20 protein-coding genes are annotated in these 14777 nt (G+C 62.9%); 1 reads left to right on the top strand and 19 read right to left on the bottom strand.

What is annotated here, in order from left to right; genetic code table 11:
* Nucleotides 1-5 precede the first annotated feature (5 nt).
* The 19 genes from rplX to F3J18_RS11675 form a co-directional block, all read right to left on the bottom strand.
* Nucleotides 6-311: a 50S ribosomal protein L24 gene (gene rplX, locus F3J18_RS11765; protein WP_013696373.1), complete on the bottom strand. Its 306-nt coding sequence runs from the start codon at nt 309-311 to the stop codon at nt 6-8.
* Nucleotides 312-320: 9 nt separating this feature from the next.
* The gene (rplN, locus tag F3J18_RS11760; RefSeq protein WP_013696372.1) at nt 321-689 is read right to left on the bottom strand and encodes a 50S ribosomal protein L14; all 369 of its coding nucleotides are present in this window, start codon (nt 687-689) and stop codon (nt 321-323) included.
* Between the two features lie 303 nt (nt 690-992).
* On the bottom strand, nt 993-1265 hold the full coding sequence (rpsQ, locus tag F3J18_RS11755; RefSeq protein ID WP_012734362.1) for a 30S ribosomal protein S17: 273 nt from the start codon (nt 1263-1265) through the stop codon (nt 993-995).
* Nucleotides 1262-1456, bottom strand: a complete 195-nt coding sequence (gene rpmC, locus F3J18_RS11750; RefSeq protein ID WP_004199856.1) for a 50S ribosomal protein L29 — start codon at nt 1454-1456, stop codon at nt 1262-1264. Before rpmC ends, rpsQ begins: the two co-directional genes overlap by 4 nt.
* A 9-nt stretch (nt 1457-1465) precedes the next feature.
* Nucleotides 1466-1882 carry a 50S ribosomal protein L16 gene (rplP, locus tag F3J18_RS11745; protein ID WP_013696371.1) on the bottom strand — a complete coding sequence of 139 codons (417 nt, stop codon included), beginning with the start codon at nt 1880-1882 and terminating at the stop codon, nt 1466-1468.
* Nucleotides 1883-1884: 2 nt separating this feature from the next.
* Nucleotides 1885-2685 carry a 30S ribosomal protein S3 gene (gene rpsC, locus F3J18_RS11740; protein ID WP_012734360.1) on the bottom strand — a complete coding sequence of 267 codons (801 nt, stop codon included), beginning with the start codon at nt 2683-2685 and terminating at the stop codon, nt 1885-1887.
* A gap of 11 nt (nt 2686-2696) precedes the next feature.
* Nucleotides 2697-3026, bottom strand: a complete 330-nt coding sequence (rplV, locus tag F3J18_RS11735; protein ID WP_004199272.1) for a 50S ribosomal protein L22 — start codon at nt 3024-3026, stop codon at nt 2697-2699.
* Between the two features lie 12 nt (nt 3027-3038).
* Nucleotides 3039-3314: a 30S ribosomal protein S19 gene (rpsS, locus tag F3J18_RS11730; protein ID WP_004199273.1), complete on the bottom strand. Its 276-nt coding sequence runs from the start codon at nt 3312-3314 to the stop codon at nt 3039-3041.
* 10 nt (nt 3315-3324) lie between these two features.
* On the bottom strand, nt 3325-4152 hold the full coding sequence (rplB, locus tag F3J18_RS11725; protein WP_013696370.1) for a 50S ribosomal protein L2: 828 nt from the start codon (nt 4150-4152) through the stop codon (nt 3325-3327).
* Nucleotides 4153-4154: 2 nt separating this feature from the next.
* Entirely contained in the window at nt 4155-4469 is a 315-nt protein-coding gene (gene rplW, locus F3J18_RS11720) for a 50S ribosomal protein L23 (RefSeq protein ID WP_012734358.1), read from the bottom strand.
* Complete coding sequence (rplD, locus tag F3J18_RS11715) at nt 4466-5086, bottom strand: 50S ribosomal protein L4 (RefSeq protein WP_013696369.1); 621 nt, start codon at nt 5084-5086, stop codon at nt 4466-4468. Before rplD ends, rplW begins: the two co-directional genes overlap by 4 nt.
* Complete coding sequence (gene rplC / locus F3J18_RS11710) at nt 5086-5736, bottom strand: 50S ribosomal protein L3 (protein WP_013696368.1); 651 nt, start codon at nt 5734-5736, stop codon at nt 5086-5088. The genes rplD and rplC overlap by 1 nt, the downstream gene beginning before the upstream one ends.
* A 186-nt stretch (nt 5737-5922) precedes the next feature.
* Nucleotides 5923-6234: a 30S ribosomal protein S10 gene (gene rpsJ, locus F3J18_RS11705; RefSeq protein WP_012734355.1), complete on the bottom strand. Its 312-nt coding sequence runs from the start codon at nt 6232-6234 to the stop codon at nt 5923-5925.
* Between the two features lie 148 nt (nt 6235-6382).
* Nucleotides 6383-7573, bottom strand: a complete 1191-nt coding sequence (tuf, locus tag F3J18_RS11700) for an elongation factor Tu (RefSeq protein ID WP_166912900.1) — start codon at nt 7571-7573, stop codon at nt 6383-6385.
* A 40-nt stretch (nt 7574-7613) separates the two neighbouring features.
* Nucleotides 7614-9716, bottom strand: a complete 2103-nt coding sequence (gene fusA / locus F3J18_RS11695; RefSeq protein WP_025101120.1) for an elongation factor G — start codon at nt 9714-9716, stop codon at nt 7614-7616.
* 116 nt (nt 9717-9832) lie between these two features.
* The gene (rpsG, locus tag F3J18_RS11690) at nt 9833-10303 is read right to left on the bottom strand and encodes a 30S ribosomal protein S7 (protein ID WP_004198359.1); all 471 of its coding nucleotides are present in this window, start codon (nt 10301-10303) and stop codon (nt 9833-9835) included.
* A gap of 172 nt (nt 10304-10475) precedes the next feature.
* Entirely contained in the window at nt 10476-10856 is a 381-nt protein-coding gene (rpsL, locus tag F3J18_RS11685; protein ID WP_012734353.1) for a 30S ribosomal protein S12, read from the bottom strand.
* A gap of 312 nt (nt 10857-11168) precedes the next feature.
* The gene (recQ, locus tag F3J18_RS11680; RefSeq protein ID WP_025101119.1) at nt 11169-13016 is read right to left on the bottom strand and encodes a DNA helicase RecQ; all 1848 of its coding nucleotides are present in this window, start codon (nt 13014-13016) and stop codon (nt 11169-11171) included.
* A gap of 25 nt (nt 13017-13041) precedes the next feature.
* On the bottom strand, nt 13042-13578 hold the full coding sequence (locus tag F3J18_RS11675) for a hypothetical protein (RefSeq protein WP_166912899.1): 537 nt from the start codon (nt 13576-13578) through the stop codon (nt 13042-13044).
* A 200-nt stretch (nt 13579-13778) separates the two neighbouring features.
* Here F3J18_RS11675 and F3J18_RS11670 point away from each other — a divergent pair, with 200 nt between their 5' ends.
* Nucleotides 13779-14762 (top strand): LysR family transcriptional regulator, encoded by a 984-nt coding sequence (locus F3J18_RS11670; RefSeq protein WP_025101117.1) that lies wholly within the window; start codon nt 13779-13781, stop codon nt 14760-14762.
* Nucleotides 14763-14777 lie beyond the last annotated feature (15 nt).

Genomic DNA, 14777 nt, shown 5'->3' with positions numbered 1-14777 from the left:
CCGCGTCAGGCCAGCACGGCGCCGGTCGTCTTCAGGAAGCGAACCTTCTTGCCTTCCTCGACCTTGATGCCGACACGCGAGGCCTTGCCGTTCGCGTCGACCAGTGCGACGTTCGAAATATGCAGCGGCATCGTCTTCGCTTCCACGCCACCCGTCGTACCCTTCATCGGGTTCGGCTTCACATGCTTCTTGACGAGGTTGATACCTTCGACGGTCACATGTTCGGCGCCGACGGCCAGCACGACGCCGCGCTTGCCCTTGTCCTTGCCGGTGACGACGATGACTTCGTCACCCTTGCGAATCTTGTTCATCGCGACTCCTTACAGCACTTCCGGCGCCAGCGAAACGATCTTCATGAATCGTTCGCTACGCAGCTCACGCGTGACCGGCCCGAAAATGCGGGTGCCGATCGGCTCGAGCTTGTTGTTCAAAAGCACAGCGGCGTTGCCGTCGAACTTGATCAGCGAACCGTCCTGACGACGCACGCCCTTGGCGGTACGAACCACCACGGCGTTGTAGATTTCGCCTTTCTTCACGCGCCCGCGCGGCGTTGCTTCCTTGACGGTCACCTTGATGATGTCGCCAATGCTGGCATAACGACGCTTCGAGCCGCCGAGCACCTTGATGCACATGACTTCACGTGCACCCGTGTTGTCGGCCACTTCAAGCCGAGATTCGGTCTGGATCATGGTTTATCTTTCCCAACTTAATCCGGATGCGCCACCATGGCACATACGGTCAGTCTTGGTCCCGTCAGCCAACTGCGGCTGCTTGGGTTTGAACAGCAGCGATGGCAAACGAAACCCGCCATCGCAAATCGGTGAATCATCGAGCCGACAGAACGCCAGCCCGCTTCCCCCACCGTGACTTCGCCCGCGACGGGGCTCCCATAAAGAGGGAAGACCGGGATTATAACAAATAATCCCGGCCACGCAAGCAAAAACTTTGCGATTTCAAGCACTTCTACTGCTTGTGGCCTTTCGGCCTCCCGCTTAGATGACGCGGGCTGCTTCGATCAGGCGCGACACCGTCCAGGCCTTGGTCTTCGAGAGAGGACGCGTTTCCTGGATTTCAACGAGGTCACCCTCGTTGTAGGTGTTCGCTTCGTCGTGTGCGTGGTACTTCTTCGAGCGCACGACGTACTTGCCGTAGATCGGATGCTTGACGCGGTTCTCGATCAGCACCGTGACGGTCTTGTCCATCTTGTTGCTGACCACACGACCGACCAGCGTCCGCTTGAGCGAGGTTTTCACGCTATCGTTCATTTCTGGTTCGCCTTCTGAGTCAGGACGGTCCGCACACGAGCGATATCGCGACGAACCTTCTTCAGCTGGCTCGTGTTCGTGAGCTGCTGGGTCGCGAGTTGCATGCGCAGGCCGAATTGCGCCTTCAACAGGTCCGACAGCTCCTTGTTGAGCGCGGCCTGATCTTTCTGGAGAAGTTCGGAAGCCTTCATGTTTTCTCCTTAGGCGCCGAGCTGACGAACGATGAATGCCGTCTTGAGCGGCAGCTTGGCAGCTGCCAGACGGAACGCTTCGCGTGCCAGTTCTTCGGTTACGCCATCCATTTCGTACAGCATCTTGCCCGGCTGAATCTCGGCGACGTAGTACTCAGGGTTACCCTTACCGTTACCCATCCGCACTTCGGCCGGCTTCTGCGAAATCGGCTTGTCCGGGAAGATGCGGATCCAGATCCGGCCGCCACGCTTGATGTGACGCGTCATGGCACGACGCGCCGCTTCGATCTGGCGTGCGGTCAGACGGCCGCGACCGATAGCCTTCAGGCCGAATTCACCGAACGACACGGCGTTGCCGCGCGTCGCGATACCGGTGTTACGACCCTTCTGCTCCTTACGATACTTCCTGCGTTTCGGTTGCAGCATCGTTATTCTCCAGTCTTGCCGTCTTCCGGCTTGCCTGCAGCGCGACGCGGCGCGCCACGACGGGCACCCGGACCACCGCCTTCACCGTCACGGCGCGGACGACGATCGCCAGGACGCGCATTGCGGCGCGGGCGCTTGTCTTCCGTCACTTCCTCGACCACCGGCGCATCGTTGCGGCCCAGCGTGTCGCCCTTGTACACCCACACCTTGACGCCGATGATGCCGTACGTCGTCTTGGCTTCCGACGTTGCGTAATCGATGTCGGCGCGCAGCGTGTGCAGGGGCACGCGGCCTTCGCGATACCACTCGGTACGAGCGATTTCAATGCCGTTCAGACGACCGGCGCTCATGATCTTGATGCCCTGAGCACCCAGACGCATGGCGTTCTGCATCGCACGCTTCATCGCGCGGCGGAACATGATCCGGCGCTCGAGCTGTTGCGTGATCGAATCGGCGATCAGCTGAGCATCGGTTTCCGGCTTGCGGATCTCTTCGATGTTGACGTGAACCGGCACGCCCATGCGGCGTTGCAGTTCCGTCTTCAGCAGTTCGATGTCCTCACCCTTCTTGCCGATGACGACGCCCGGACGCGAGCTGTAAATCGTGATCCGTGCGTTCTTCGCCGGGCGCTCGATGACGACGCGACCGACCGAAGCGTTCTTCAGCTTCTTCTTCAGATACTCACGGACGCCGATGTCTTCCTGCAGCATCGCCGCGAAATTGTTGTTGTTCGCGTACCAACGCGAAGCCCAATTGCGGCTGACGGCCAAACGGAAGCCAGTCGGATGAATTTTCTGTCCCATCGTGTGACCCCTTAATTCCCGACCGTCACAGTGATGTGACAGGATTGCTTCTCAATGCGGTTGCCGCGGCCCTTGGCGCGCGCGGTGAAGCGCTTGAGCGAGGCAGCCTTGTCGACGTAGATGCTCTTGATCTTGAGCTCGTCGATGTCGGCGCCTTCGTTGTGCTCCGCATTCGCGATAGCCGACAACACCACCTTCTTCACGATGCCGGCGGCCTTCTTCGGCGAGAACGTCAGGACGTTCAGCGCCTTGTCGACCGGCAAACCGCGGATCTGGTCAGCCACCAGGCGCGTCTTCTGCGCCGAGATGCGGGCACCGCGATGAATTGCTTTCACTTCCATCTTGATTGCCCCTTATTTCTTGGCCTTCTTGTCGGCCGCGTGACCCTTGAACGTCCGGGTCAGTGCGAACTCGCCAAGCTTGTGGCCGACCATGTTTTCCGAGATGTACACCGGAACGTGTTGACGGCCGTTGTGGACGGCGATCGTCAGACCGATGAAATCCGGGAGGATCGTCGAACGACGCGACCAGGTCTTGATCGGCTTCTTGTCGCGCGAAGCTGCAGCCGCCTCAACTTTCTTCAGCAAATGGGCGTCGCAGAACGGACCTTTTTTAACAGAACGTGCCATTGCCTACTCCTTAACGCTTGTGACGGCGCTGGACGATCATCGTCGTCGTGCGCTTGTTGCGACGCGTACGGAAGCCCTTCGCCGGCGTGCCCCACGGGCTCACCGGATCGCGGCCTGCCGCGGTCTTGCCTTCACCACCACCGTGCGGGTGATCGATCGGGTTCATCGCGACGCCACGAACCGTCGGGCGGATACCGCGCCAGCGGTTGGCACCGGCCTTGCCGATCTGGCGCAGGCTGTGCTCTTCGTTGCCGACTTCACCGATCGTCGCGCGGCACTCGATGTGCACGCGGCGGATTTCGCCCGAACGCAGACGAACCTGCGCGTAGACGCCTTCACGCGCCAGCAGCATGGCCGAGGTACCGGCCGAACGCGCGATCTGCGCGCCCTTGCCCGGCAGCATCTCGATGCAGTGGATCGTCGTACCGACCGGAATGTTGCGGATCGGCAGGGCATTGCCCGCGCGGATCGGCGCTTCCGAACCGGACAGCAGTTGCTGGCCGACCGTCACGCCCTTCGGCGCGATGATGTAGCGACGCTCGCCGTCTGCGTACAGAACCAGCGCGATGTTCGCGCTACGGTTCGGGTCGTACTCGAGACGCTCGACCTTTGCCGGGATGCCGTCCTTGTTGCGACGGAAATCGACGACACGGTAGTGTTGCTTGTGACCACCGCCCTTGTGGCGCGTGGTGATGCGGCCGTTGTTGTTACGGCCGGCGGTCGTGCTCTGCGTGTCGAGCAGCGGTGCGAACGGCTTGCCCTTGTGCAGATCCTTGTTGACCACCTTGACCATCGCGCGGCGACCCGGCGAAGTCGGCTTAACTTTAACGATTGCCATGATTACTTGGCCTCCGCTTCAAAGTTGATTTCCTGGCCGGGCTTCAGGCAGACGTACGCCTTCTTCACGTCCTTGCGACGGCCCATCGAGCGGCCGAAACGCTTTTGCTTGCCCTTCTGGACCAGCACGTTGACGGAATCAACTTCCACCTTGAACAGCAGCTCGACAGCGGCCTTCACTTCCTGCTTCGTGGCATCCGGTGCGACTTCGAACACGACTTGCTCGTTCTTGTCGGCAACCAGGGTCGCCTTCTCGGAGACCACCGGCGCGAGCAGGACCTGCATCAAACGATGATCGTTCTTGCGAATCTCGCTCATGACAGCAACTCCTCGATCTGGGCGACCGCAGCCTTCGTGACCAGGATCTTCTTGAAGTAGATCAGCGACAGCGGGTCGGCGTAACGCGGCTCGACAACCGCCACATTCGGCAGGTTGCGCGACGCGAGGTACAGGTTCTCATCGACCGTATCGGTGATGACGAGCACGGATTCGAGGCCCATGGCCTTGAACTTCTCGGCCAGCAGCTTGGTCTTCGGCGCTTCGAGCGTCAGTTGCTCGACGACCGACAGACGGCCTTCGCGGGCCAGCTGCGAGAAGATGGAGCGCAGACCTGCGCGGTGCATCTTCTTGTTGACCTTGTGCGAGAAGTTTTCTTCCGGCGAATTCGGGAAGATACGGCCACCGCCGCGCCACAGCGGGCTCGACGACATACCGGCACGAGCGCGGCCCGTACCCTTCTGGCGCCACGGCTTCTTGGTCGTGTGCTTGACTTGTTCGCGATCCTTCTGCGCGCGGTTACCCTGGCGAGCGTTCGCCTGGTAAGCCACGACGACCTGGTGGATCAGCGCTTCGTTGTAGTCACGGCCGAACACGACGTCCGACGCGTTGACCGACGCACCTTCCTGACCATTTTCATTCAGGAGCTTGAGTTCCATTATTTCGCCCCCTTGGTCTTGACGGCCGGCGTCACGAAGACCTTGCCGCCCTTCGCGCCCGGAATTGCGCCCTTCACGAGCAGCAGCTTGCGCTCTGCGTCGATACGCGCGATTTCGAGGTTCTGAACCGTAACCGTCACGTCACCCATGTGACCGGTCATGCGCTTGCCCGGGAACACACGACCCGGATCCTGCGCCATACCGATCGAGCCCGGCACGTTGTGCGAGCGCGAGTTACCGTGCGTTGCGCGGCCCGAGCTGAAGTTGTAACGCTTGATCGTACCGGCATAGCCCTTACCGATCGACACGCCTTGCACGTCGACCTTCTGGCCTACTTCGAAGAGATCGGGACCGACGATGGCGCCATTCGACAGCTCGGCTGCCTTGGCCGCATCGATGCGGAATTCCTTGAGAACTTCACCGGCTTCGACGCCGGCTTTGGCGAGATGACCTGCCAACGGCTTCGTCACGCGCGATGCGCGACGGGAGCCAAATGCAACCTGCACGGCCGTGTAGCCGTCGGTTTCAACAGTCTTGATCTGCGTCACGCGGTTGTCCGACACGTCCAGCACGGTGACGGGAATCGAATCCCCTTCAGCCGTGAAAATACGGGTCATGCCAACCTTGCGACCTACGAGTCCAAGGCTCATCGTTTTCTCCATTCCCGACTGCGATTGGTCGGGGCTAATTTACAAAACGGCGCGCTTGCCGCAAGAGCAGGCGCGTCGGTTTTTACGCAAATACGCGAAAAGCCTTGCATTATAGCGAGGCTTTACGTTTTCCGCAAGCAATCAAAGACTTAGCGTTTCCAGCCGGGGCCGGATCCGCCGCGAGCCTTACTGCAGCTTGATTTCGACGTCCACGCCAGCCGGCAGGTCGAGCTTCATCAGCGCGTCGACCGTCTTGTCGGTCGGATCGACGATGTCCATCAGGCGCTGGTGGGTGCGGATTTCGAGCTGGTCACGCGAGGTCTTGTTGACGTGCGGCGAACGCAGGATGTCGAAGCGCTGGATGCGGGTCGGCAGCGGCACCGGGCCACGGACGATTGCACCCGTCCGCTTCGCCGTGTCGACGATCTCGGCAGCCGACTGGTCGATCAGACGATAGTCGAAAGCCTTCAGGCGAATGCGGATTTTTTGCTTTTGCATGACGATTCCTTGAAAAGAGCGAGGCGATGTTGCATCGCCGGATCAGTAAAAGAACGTAGGAGCGGGCGCCTGGGGAGACCAGGCGCCCGCTCCCGGGCGCTGAACCGCAGATGATACACCAGCTGCGGCCCGGCAGCGATACTCGAGTTTAGTCGAGGATCTTGGCGACGACGCCGGCGCCGACGGTACGGCCACCTTCGCGGATCGCGAAGCGCAGACCTTCTTCCATCGCAATCGGAGCGATCAGCTTCACCGTGATCGACACGTTGTCGCCCGGCATGACCATTTCCTTGTCCTTCGGCAGCTCGATCGAGCCCGTCACGTCCGTCGTACGGAAGTAGAACTGCGGACGGTAGTTGTTGAAGAACGGCGTGTGGCGGCCGCCTTCGTCCTTGCTCAGCACGTACACTTCAGCCGTGAAGTGCGTGTGCGGCTTGATCGAACCCGGCTTGGCCAGAACCTGGCCACGCTCCACGTCTTCACGCTTCGTGCCGCGCAGCAGGATACCCACGTTGTCGCCAGCCTGACCTTGGTCCAGCAGCTTGCGGAACATTTCCACGCCCGTGCAGGTCGTCTTCTGCGTGTCCTTGATGCCGACGATTTCGATTTCTTCGCCGACCTTCACGATGCCACGCTCGACACGACCCGTCACCACCGTGCCGCGACCCGAGATCGAGAACACGTCTTCCACCGGCATCAGGAACGTACCATCGACCGCGCGCTCCGGCGTCGGGATGTACGTGTCCAGCGCATCGGCCAGGCTCATGATCGCCGTCTCGCCCAGCTCGCCCTTGTCGCCTTCCAGCGCCAGCTTCGCCGAACCCTTGATGATCGGCGTGTCGTCGCCCGGGAAGTCGTACTTCGACAGGAGTTCGCGAACTTCCATCTCGACCAGCTCGAGCAGTTCAGCGTCGTCCACCATGTCGCACTTGTTCAGGAACACGATGATGTACGGAACGCCAACCTGACGCGCCAGCAGGATGTGCTCACGCGTTTGCGGCATCGGGCCGTCGGCGGCCGAGCACACCAGGATCGCGCCGTCCATCTGCGCGGCACCCGTGATCATGTTCTTCACGTAGTCGGCGTGGCCCGGGCAATCGACGTGTGCGTAGTGGCGGTTCGCCGTTTCGTACTCGATGTGCGCGGTGTTGATCGTGATGCCACGTGCCTTTTCTTCCGGCGCCGCGTCGATTTCGTCGTACTTCTTCGCTTCGCCGCCGAACTTCGCCGACAGAACCGTTGCGATAGCTGCCGTCAGCGTCGTCTTGCCGTGGTCAACGTGACCGATCGTACCGACGTTGACGTGCGGCTTGGTCCGTTCGAACTTACCTTTTGCCATGATTCTCTTCTTTCAAAAATGAATGTTGGATGGAGACGATTTACTTCGACTTGGCGCTGATGATCGCTTCGGCGACGTTACGCGGAGCTTCCGAGTAGTGCTTGAACTCCATCGTGTAGGTCGCGCGACCTTGCGTGAGCGAACGCAGCGAGGTCGAGTAGCCGAACATTTCCGACAGCGGCACTTCGGCGCGAACGATCTTGCCGCCGCCAACCATGTCTTCCATGCCCTGGACGATACCGCGACGGCCCGACAGGTCGCCCATCACGTTGCCCATGTAGTCTTCCGGCGTTTCGACTTCAACTGCCATCATCGGCTCGAGCACCACCGGGCTGGCGCGGCGCATTGCTTCCTTGAACGCCATCGAACCGGCCATGCGGAACGCGTTTTCGTTCGAGTCCACGTCGTGGTACGAACCGAAGGTCAGGTGCACCTTCACGTCGACCACCGGGAAGCCTGCCAGCACGCCGGCCTTCAGCGTGTCCTGAATGCCCTTGTCGACCGCCGGGATGTATTCGCGAGGAATCACACCGCCCTTGATCTCGTCCAGGAACTCGTAGCCCTTGCCCTGCTCGTTCGGCTCGAGCGTGATGACCGCATGGCCGTACTGGCCGCGACCACCCGACTGCTTGACGAACTTGCCGTCGACATCCTTCGCCGTCGAACGGATCGTTTCGCGATAAGCAACCTGCGGCTTGCCGACGGTTGCCTCGACGCCGAATTCACGGCGCATCCGGTCGACCAGAATTTCGAGGTGGAGCTCGCCCATGCCCGAAATGATGGTCTGGCCCGATTCCTCGTCCGTCTGGACGCGGAACGACGGATCTTCCTGAGCCAGGCGGTTCAGCGCCAGGCCCATCTTTTCCTGGTCCGGCTTCGTCTTCGGCTCGACGGCCTGCGAGATCACCGGCTCCGGGAACACCATGCGTTCCAGGATGATCGGATGGGCCGGGTCGCACAGCGTGTCACCGGTGGTCGCATCCTTCAGGCCGACCGCCGCGGCGATGTCGCCGGCGCGGACTTCCTTGATTTCCTCGCGCTGGTTCGCGTGCATCTGCAGAATCCGGCCCAGGCGTTCCTTCTTGCCCTTGGTCGAGTTCAGCAGCGTGTCGCCCGAATTGACGACGCCCGAGTACACGCGGAAGAAGATCAGCTGGCCGACGAACGGGTCGGTCATGATCTTGAACGCCAGCGACGAGAACTTCTCTTCGTCCGACGCGAGACGCTCGACCTTGTCACCGTTGTCGAGTTCGCCGGTAACCGGCGGAATGTCGACCGGCGACGGCAGGAAGTCGATCACGGCGTCAAGCATGCGCTGCACGCCCTTGTTCTTGAACGCGGTACCGCACAGCATCGGCTGGATTTCGCAGGCGATCGTACGGTCGCGCAGCGCCTTGACGATCTCGGCTTCCGACAGATCGCCCTCTTCCAGGTACTTGTTCATCAGGTCTTCGTTGGCTTCGGCTGCCGCCTCGACCATCTTCTCGCGCCATTCCTGGCACGTCTCGGCGAGTTCCGCCGGGATGTCGATGTAGTCGAACTTCGTGCCCTGGGACGCCTCGTCCCAAACGATCGCCTTCATCTTGATCAGGTCGACCACGCCCTTGAAGCTTTCTTCCGCGCCGATCGGCACCACCACCGGCACCGGGTTCGCCTTCAGGCGCAGACGGAGCTGGTCGTAGACCTTGAAGAAGTTCGCGCCGGTACGGTCCATCTTGTTGACGAAGGCCAGACGCGGCACCTTGTACTTGTTGGCCTGGCGCCAGACGGTTTCCGACTGCGGCTGCACGCCGCCCACGGCGCAGTACACCATGCACGCGCCGTCGAGCACGCGCATCGAGCGCTCCACTTCGATCGTGAAGTCGACGTGGCCCGGGGTGTCGATGATGTTGATGCGGTGTTCCGGATAGTTGCCGCCCATGCCCTTCCAGAAGGCGGTGGTGGCAGCGGAGGTGATCGTGATGCCACGCTCCTGTTCCTGCTCCATCCAGTCCATCGTGGCGGCGCCGTCGTGAACTTCACCGATCTTGTGGTTCACGCCGGTATAAAACAGAATGCGCTCGGTCGTCGTCGTCTTGCCGGCGTCGATGTGGGCGCTAATACCGATGTTGCGGTAGCGCTCGATAGGAGTCTTGCGAGCCACTTTGATCCTCTATGGGTTAACGCGACGCAAAGCCGCGTCACGCCTCAACACAAACGGGCGAGGCGCTCGAAAAAGCGCACCCGCCCGGATTTTTACCGCTTGATTCGCGCTTTCGCTTAGAAGCGGAAGTGCGAGAACGCGCGGTTGGCTTCTGCCATCCGGTGAACTTCGTCGCGCTTCTTCATCGCGCCGCCACGGCCTTCGGCCGCTTCGGAGAGTTCACCAGCCAGGCGCAGGGCCATCGACTTCTCGCTACGCTTCTTCGCGGCCTCACGCAGCCAGCGCATCGCCAATGCCATACGACGCGACGGGCGCACTTCGACCGGAACCTGATAGTTCGCACCACCAACGCGACGGCTCTTCACTTCGACCACCGGCTTCACGTTGTTCAGCGCGACAGTGAACACTTCCAGCGGGTCCTTGCCACCCTTGGTCTGGATCTGTTCGAAAGCGCCATAAACGATGCGTTCAGCGACCGACTTCTTGCCGGACAGCATCAGCATGTTCATGAATTTTGCAACATCAACGTTGCCGTACTTCGGATCCGGCAACACTTCCCGCTTGGGGACTTCGCGACGACGCGGCATGTTTCTTCCTTTAACTTTTCAGTTGGAGCTGAGACCAGCTCCGCGGCCACCAACAAACCCGATTCATCTCGTTCGACTAACCAGCTTGGCCGGGTGACCACTTACTCGACAGCACCGGCTATCCGGCACCACCGCATTAACCGCCTGACGGCGATCACCATTCGGAGTCTGCTTACTTCGCAGCCTTCGCACGCTTCGCGCCGTACTTCGAGCGCGCTTGCTTACGGTCCTTCACGCCCTGCGTATCCAGCGAGCCGCGAACCATGTGGTAACGCACACCCGGCAAATCCTTCACACGGCCGCCGCGGATCAGCACAACCGAGTGTTCCTGCAGGTTGTGGCCTTCACCGCCGATGTACGAAATCACTTCGAAACCGTTCGTCAGACGAACCTTGGCGACCTTACGGAGTGCCGAGTTCGGCTTCTTCGGCGTCGTCGTGTACACACGGGTGCACACGCCGCGACGCTGGGGGCAGTTCTGCAGGGCCGGGCTCTTGCTCTTGGTCGTTTCCGACTCACGGCCTTTGCGAACCAATTGATTGATGGTTGGCATTGTGTATTCCTGAAAATGACAAAAACCGGCACACTGACGACGGGCAAAGCGACGCCGGCATGCCTGTGGCTATCCGAAACCTGGAAGAACACTCCACCCGCCGGCGCATGACGTCGGCACGCGTGTTTACCTCCCGAGAATCGGAACCCGGCATCATAAAGCAAAAATCTCAAGCGAGTCAACAGCTTGCGTGATTTGCCGGGGCAAGAATAAGTGACGAATCAGCGACGCCCGCTGCGGTGATCGCACCGCAACATCCCACCTCACCGATCCCGCCCCCTTCGATCCCGCCCGGCAACCCTTCGGCCAGGCTCAGGCCGACTCGACCACGTCGATCAGCTCGTCGCCGAAGCGCTCGAGCTTGCGCGCCCCGATGCCGGGGATATGGCGAAGGTCCTCGATCGACTCCGGCGCGTTGCGGGCGATCTCGGCGAGGGTCGCATCATGGAAGATCACGTAGGCGGGCACGCCGTCGCTCTTGGCGGTCTCGGCACGCCAGGCCCGCAGCCGCTCCCAGCAGGCGCGCTCGCGCGTCGACATGCCGGCGGTCGGGTCGGCCCGCGCGCCGCTGCGCGCCGAGGACTGGCGCGAGCTCTTGGGCTTCACGTAGCGACGCAGCGTGACGCTTTCCTCGCCCTTGAGCACCGGCTTGCTGGCCGCCGTCAGCACCAGCGCGCCGAAGCCGCCGTGATCGACCGCCAGGTAGCCGAAGGCCACCAACTGGCGGAAGATCGCGCGCCATTCGGGTTCGGAGAGCTCGGCGCCGATGCCGAAGGTGCTCAGCGCGTCGTGGCCGCGCTGCTGGATCTTCTCGGTCTTGGCGCCGCGCAGGATCTCGATCAGGTGGCTGGAGCCGAAATTGAAGCCGCTCGCGCGTTGCGCGCGAAACACGCAGGACAGGGCCATCTGCGCCTCGCGCGTGGCATCCCAGGTGGCCGGCGGCTCCAGGCAGGTATCGCAGTTGCCGCAGGGCTGGCTGGCCTCGCCGAAATAACCGAGCAGGCGCACGCGCCGGCACGAGGCGGTTTCGCACAGGCCCAGCAGCGCATCGAGCTTCGAGGTCTGGACCCGCTTGTGCGCGTCGTCGGCGTCGGACTCGTCGATCATCTTGCGCTGCTGCACCACGTCGCCGAGCCCGTAGGCCATCCAGGCATTGGCGGGCAGGCCGTCGCGGCCCGCGCGGCCGGTTTCCTGGTAATAGCCCTCGACGCTCTTGGGCAAGTCCAGGTGGGCCACGAAGCGCACGTCGGGCTTGTCGATGCCCATGCCGAAGGCGATCGTCGCGCACATCACGATGCCCTCCTCGCGCTGGAACATCTCCTGGTGGCGCTGGCGGATCTCGAACTCCATCCCGGCGTGGTACGGCAATGCGCGCACGCCCTGGGTCTTGAGCCACTCGGCGGTCTCCTCCACCTTGCGGCGCGACAGGCAGTACACCACGCCCGCATCGGTGGTGCCGTCGGCATTGGTGTGCTCGGCGCGGATGAAGTCGAGCAGCTGCGAGCGCGCATTGTCCTTCTCGACGATCCGGTAGCGGATATTGGGCCGGTCGAAGCTCGACACGAACACGCGAGCGTCGTCGAGCGCGAGGCGCTGGATGATCTCGTCGCGCGTGATGGCGTCGGCGGTGGCCGTCAGCGCGATGCGCGGCACGTAGGGGAAGCGCTCGTGCAGGATCGACAGCTGGATGTACTCGGGCCGGAAGTCATGCCCCCACTGCGACACGCAGTGCGCCTCGTCGATCGCGAACAGGCCGATGCGCGTGCGCTCGAGCAGGTCGAGGAAGCGCGGTGTCATGAGCCGCTCGGGCGCCACGTAGAGCAGGTCGATCTCGCCCTCGCGCAGCGCGCGCTCGGTGGCGGCCGCCTGCGCGCCCGACAGCGTCGAGTTCAGGTAGGCCGCCCTCACGCCGACCTCGGTCAGCGCGGCCACCTGGTCCTGCATCAGCGCGATCAGCGGCGAGACCACGATGCCGGCGCCCTGCCCCGATTCGTGGCGCACCAGCGCCGGGATCTGGTAGCAGAGCGACTTGCCGCCGCCGGTGGGCATCAGCACCAGGCAGTCGCCGCCCGACGCGACATGCTCGACGATCTCCCCCTGTTGGCCGCGAAAGGCCGGATAACCGAAAACTTCGTTCAGGATTTCGAGCGCGCGCGACATGAGGCAGGAGGGTTCGGGTGGAAAATCAAGGCTGCATTTTACAGACAGAAGCGCCCTCGCCCCCTTCTTCCTTCATGCCCTGGCCATTCGGACGGGTGAGCGCCTCGCGCGAGGCGCCCGGCGGACGCGCCACGATCGAGATTGCAATCGCGCGCCGTGTGCCACCGAGATCGAGCGCGACCTTGTTGGCGAAGCCATGGACATGGCCGAACAGGGCCACGCAGACCATCTCCTCGCCGTCCATGGTGATCTCGGCCTGGTCGCTGTCGGCGACCAGGAAGGGCGCGCGGCGATCCATCAGCGCGCCGAGCGTGCCCCGGTCGATCAGGCGCCCCGTCAGGTAATAGTCGTAGAGGACCGGTACCGGCGCGCCGCCGCCTTCGCGGCGCACCACGTAGAGCTGCAGCCCGGGCCGCAGCACCTGGCTGCGCACGATCGCGTCGTCCGGCACCCAGTGATGGCGCAGATACCACCAGCCCGGCAGCGACAGCACCGCCAGCAGGATACAGAGCGAGAGACCGGCCAGGCCGACCCAGCGATTCACCACCGCCACATTGCGCATGATTGCCTCCTCGTTTGTCGCGCGGCCGGGACGCGATCGAGGGCAACGAGATCATGCCGGCGCAGGCCGGTTCAAGCGCGCCGGCCTGAGTTCGAAAAAAACGAGGTCCGAACATAGCACCCGCCTCATCTCGAAACAACGGATGCACGGGGCAAAATGGCGCACCTATAATTCGGCATTTCCCGCCTCCGGAGCCCGCGATGACCCGCAGCGTGCGCGCCGCACTGATCAACGACCGGCTCGACTGGAACCTGCTGCGGACCTTCCTGGTGATCGCGCGCGAACAGAGCGTGAGCCGCGCCGCCGCCCACCTGCACATCACCCAGCCGGCGGTCAGCCACGCGCTGCGCCGCCTCGAGGAACAGCTCGGCCGCAAGCTCGTGCAACGCAGCGGCCCGCGCATCGACATCACGCGCGCCGGCAACGAGGTGCGCGAGATCGCCGAGGAGATCTACGGCAGCATCTCACGCCTGGCCAGCGACGAGGGCGAAGGCGGTCATTACGTGTCGGGGCAGGTGCGGCTGATCACGGTCAGCGGCGTGCAGTCCGAGGCCTACGACGATTTCCTCGCCGACTTCCACGCCGACTATCCCGATATCGATTTCGAGGTGCAGGTGATGCGCAGCGCCGACGTGCCGAGCGCCTTGCTGCAGCACACGGCCACCGCCGCGCTGAGCCTGAACCGGCACGTGGGCGGCAAGATCGCCCAGCAGTTGTTCATGCCGCAGCGCTATGCGCTGTTCTGCGGGCGCCGCCATCCGCTGTTCGGTCGAGAGGGCCTGAGCGTCGAGGACCTGCGCGAGGAGAATTTCGTGTCCTTCGCGGGCGACCAGCTCGGCGCCTCGCTGTCGGTGCTCGGCGTGTTTCGCGACCAGCACGGCCTGGCCGGGCGGGTGGTCGCGACCTCGGCGAGCATGGCGGAGGTGATGCGGCTGATCGTTGCCGGGTTCGGCATCGGCAGCCTGCCCGAGCACGTCGGGCAAGCCCAGGTCGCGGCGGGCCGCATGATGCGCCTGCCGCCGGCCGAGGGCATCGCCGATCTCGACGTGGTGCTGCTGTGGGCCGCCGAACGCAAGCCGCGCGCGGCCGAGGCCGTGTTCCTGGAGCGGCTGCGCGCGTTCGCGGCGGGGCAGGTGCGGGCACATGGCGGCGAGAGCCTCGACACGCCGGCGAAGGGCGGCTGAACGACGCGGCCGCTG

This window comes from Burkholderia sp. Ax-1720 (genome assembly GCF_011753035.1).
In the GTDB taxonomy this organism is placed as follows: Bacteria; Pseudomonadota; Gammaproteobacteria; order Burkholderiales; family Burkholderiaceae; genus Burkholderia; species Burkholderia gladioli.
The sequence above is the reverse complement of the archived record's forward strand: the minus strand, read 5'-3'. Positions and strand labels throughout refer to the sequence as shown.

Coding starts and splice junctions, on each gene's coding strand:
- rplX (WP_013696373.1), bottom strand. CDS start 311: ATGAACAAGATTCGCAAGGGTGACGAAGTCATCGTCGTCACCGGCAAG.
- rplN (WP_013696372.1), bottom strand. CDS start 689: ATGATCCAGACCGAATCTCGGCTTGAAGTGGCCGACAACACGGGTGCA.
- rpsQ (WP_012734362.1), bottom strand. CDS start 1,265: ATGAACGATAGCGTGAAAACCTCGCTCAAGCGGACGCTGGTCGGTCGT.
- rpmC (WP_004199856.1), bottom strand. CDS start 1,456: ATGAAGGCTTCCGAACTTCTCCAGAAAGATCAGGCCGCGCTCAACAAG.
- rplP (WP_013696371.1), bottom strand. CDS start 1,882: ATGCTGCAACCGAAACGCAGGAAGTATCGTAAGGAGCAGAAGGGTCGT.
- rpsC (WP_012734360.1), bottom strand. CDS start 2,685: ATGGGACAGAAAATTCATCCGACTGGCTTCCGTTTGGCCGTCAGCCGC.
- rplV (WP_004199272.1), bottom strand. CDS start 3,026: ATGGAAGTGAAAGCAATTCATCGCGGTGCCCGCATCTCGGCGCAGAAG.
- rpsS (WP_004199273.1), bottom strand. CDS start 3,314: ATGGCACGTTCTGTTAAAAAAGGTCCGTTCTGCGACGCCCATTTGCTG.
- rplB (WP_013696370.1), bottom strand. CDS start 4,152: ATGGCAATCGTTAAAGTTAAGCCGACTTCGCCGGGTCGCCGCGCGATG.
- rplW (WP_012734358.1), bottom strand. CDS start 4,469: ATGAGCGAGATTCGCAAGAACGATCATCGTTTGATGCAGGTCCTGCTC.
- rplD (WP_013696369.1), bottom strand. CDS start 5,086: ATGGAACTCAAGCTCCTGAATGAAAATGGTCAGGAAGGTGCGTCGGTC.
- rplC (WP_013696368.1), bottom strand. CDS start 5,736: ATGAGCCTTGGACTCGTAGGTCGCAAGGTTGGCATGACCCGTATTTTC.
- rpsJ (WP_012734355.1), bottom strand. CDS start 6,234: ATGCAAAAGCAAAAAATCCGCATTCGCCTGAAGGCTTTCGACTATCGT.
- tuf (WP_166912900.1), bottom strand. CDS start 7,573: ATGGCAAAAGGTAAGTTCGAACGGACCAAGCCGCACGTCAACGTCGGT.
- rpsG (WP_004198359.1), bottom strand. CDS start 10,303: ATGCCGCGTCGTCGCGAAGTCCCCAAGCGGGAAGTGTTGCCGGATCCG.
- rpsL (WP_012734353.1), bottom strand. CDS start 10,856: ATGCCAACCATCAATCAATTGGTTCGCAAAGGCCGTGAGTCGGAAACG.
- recQ (WP_025101119.1), bottom strand. CDS start 13,016: ATGTCGCGCGCGCTCGAAATCCTGAACGAAGTTTTCGGTTATCCGGCC.
- F3J18_RS11675 (WP_166912899.1), bottom strand. CDS start 13,578: ATGCGCAATGTGGCGGTGGTGAATCGCTGGGTCGGCCTGGCCGGTCTC.
- F3J18_RS11670 (WP_025101117.1), top strand. CDS start 13,779: ATGACCCGCAGCGTGCGCGCCGCACTGATCAACGACCGGCTCGACTGG.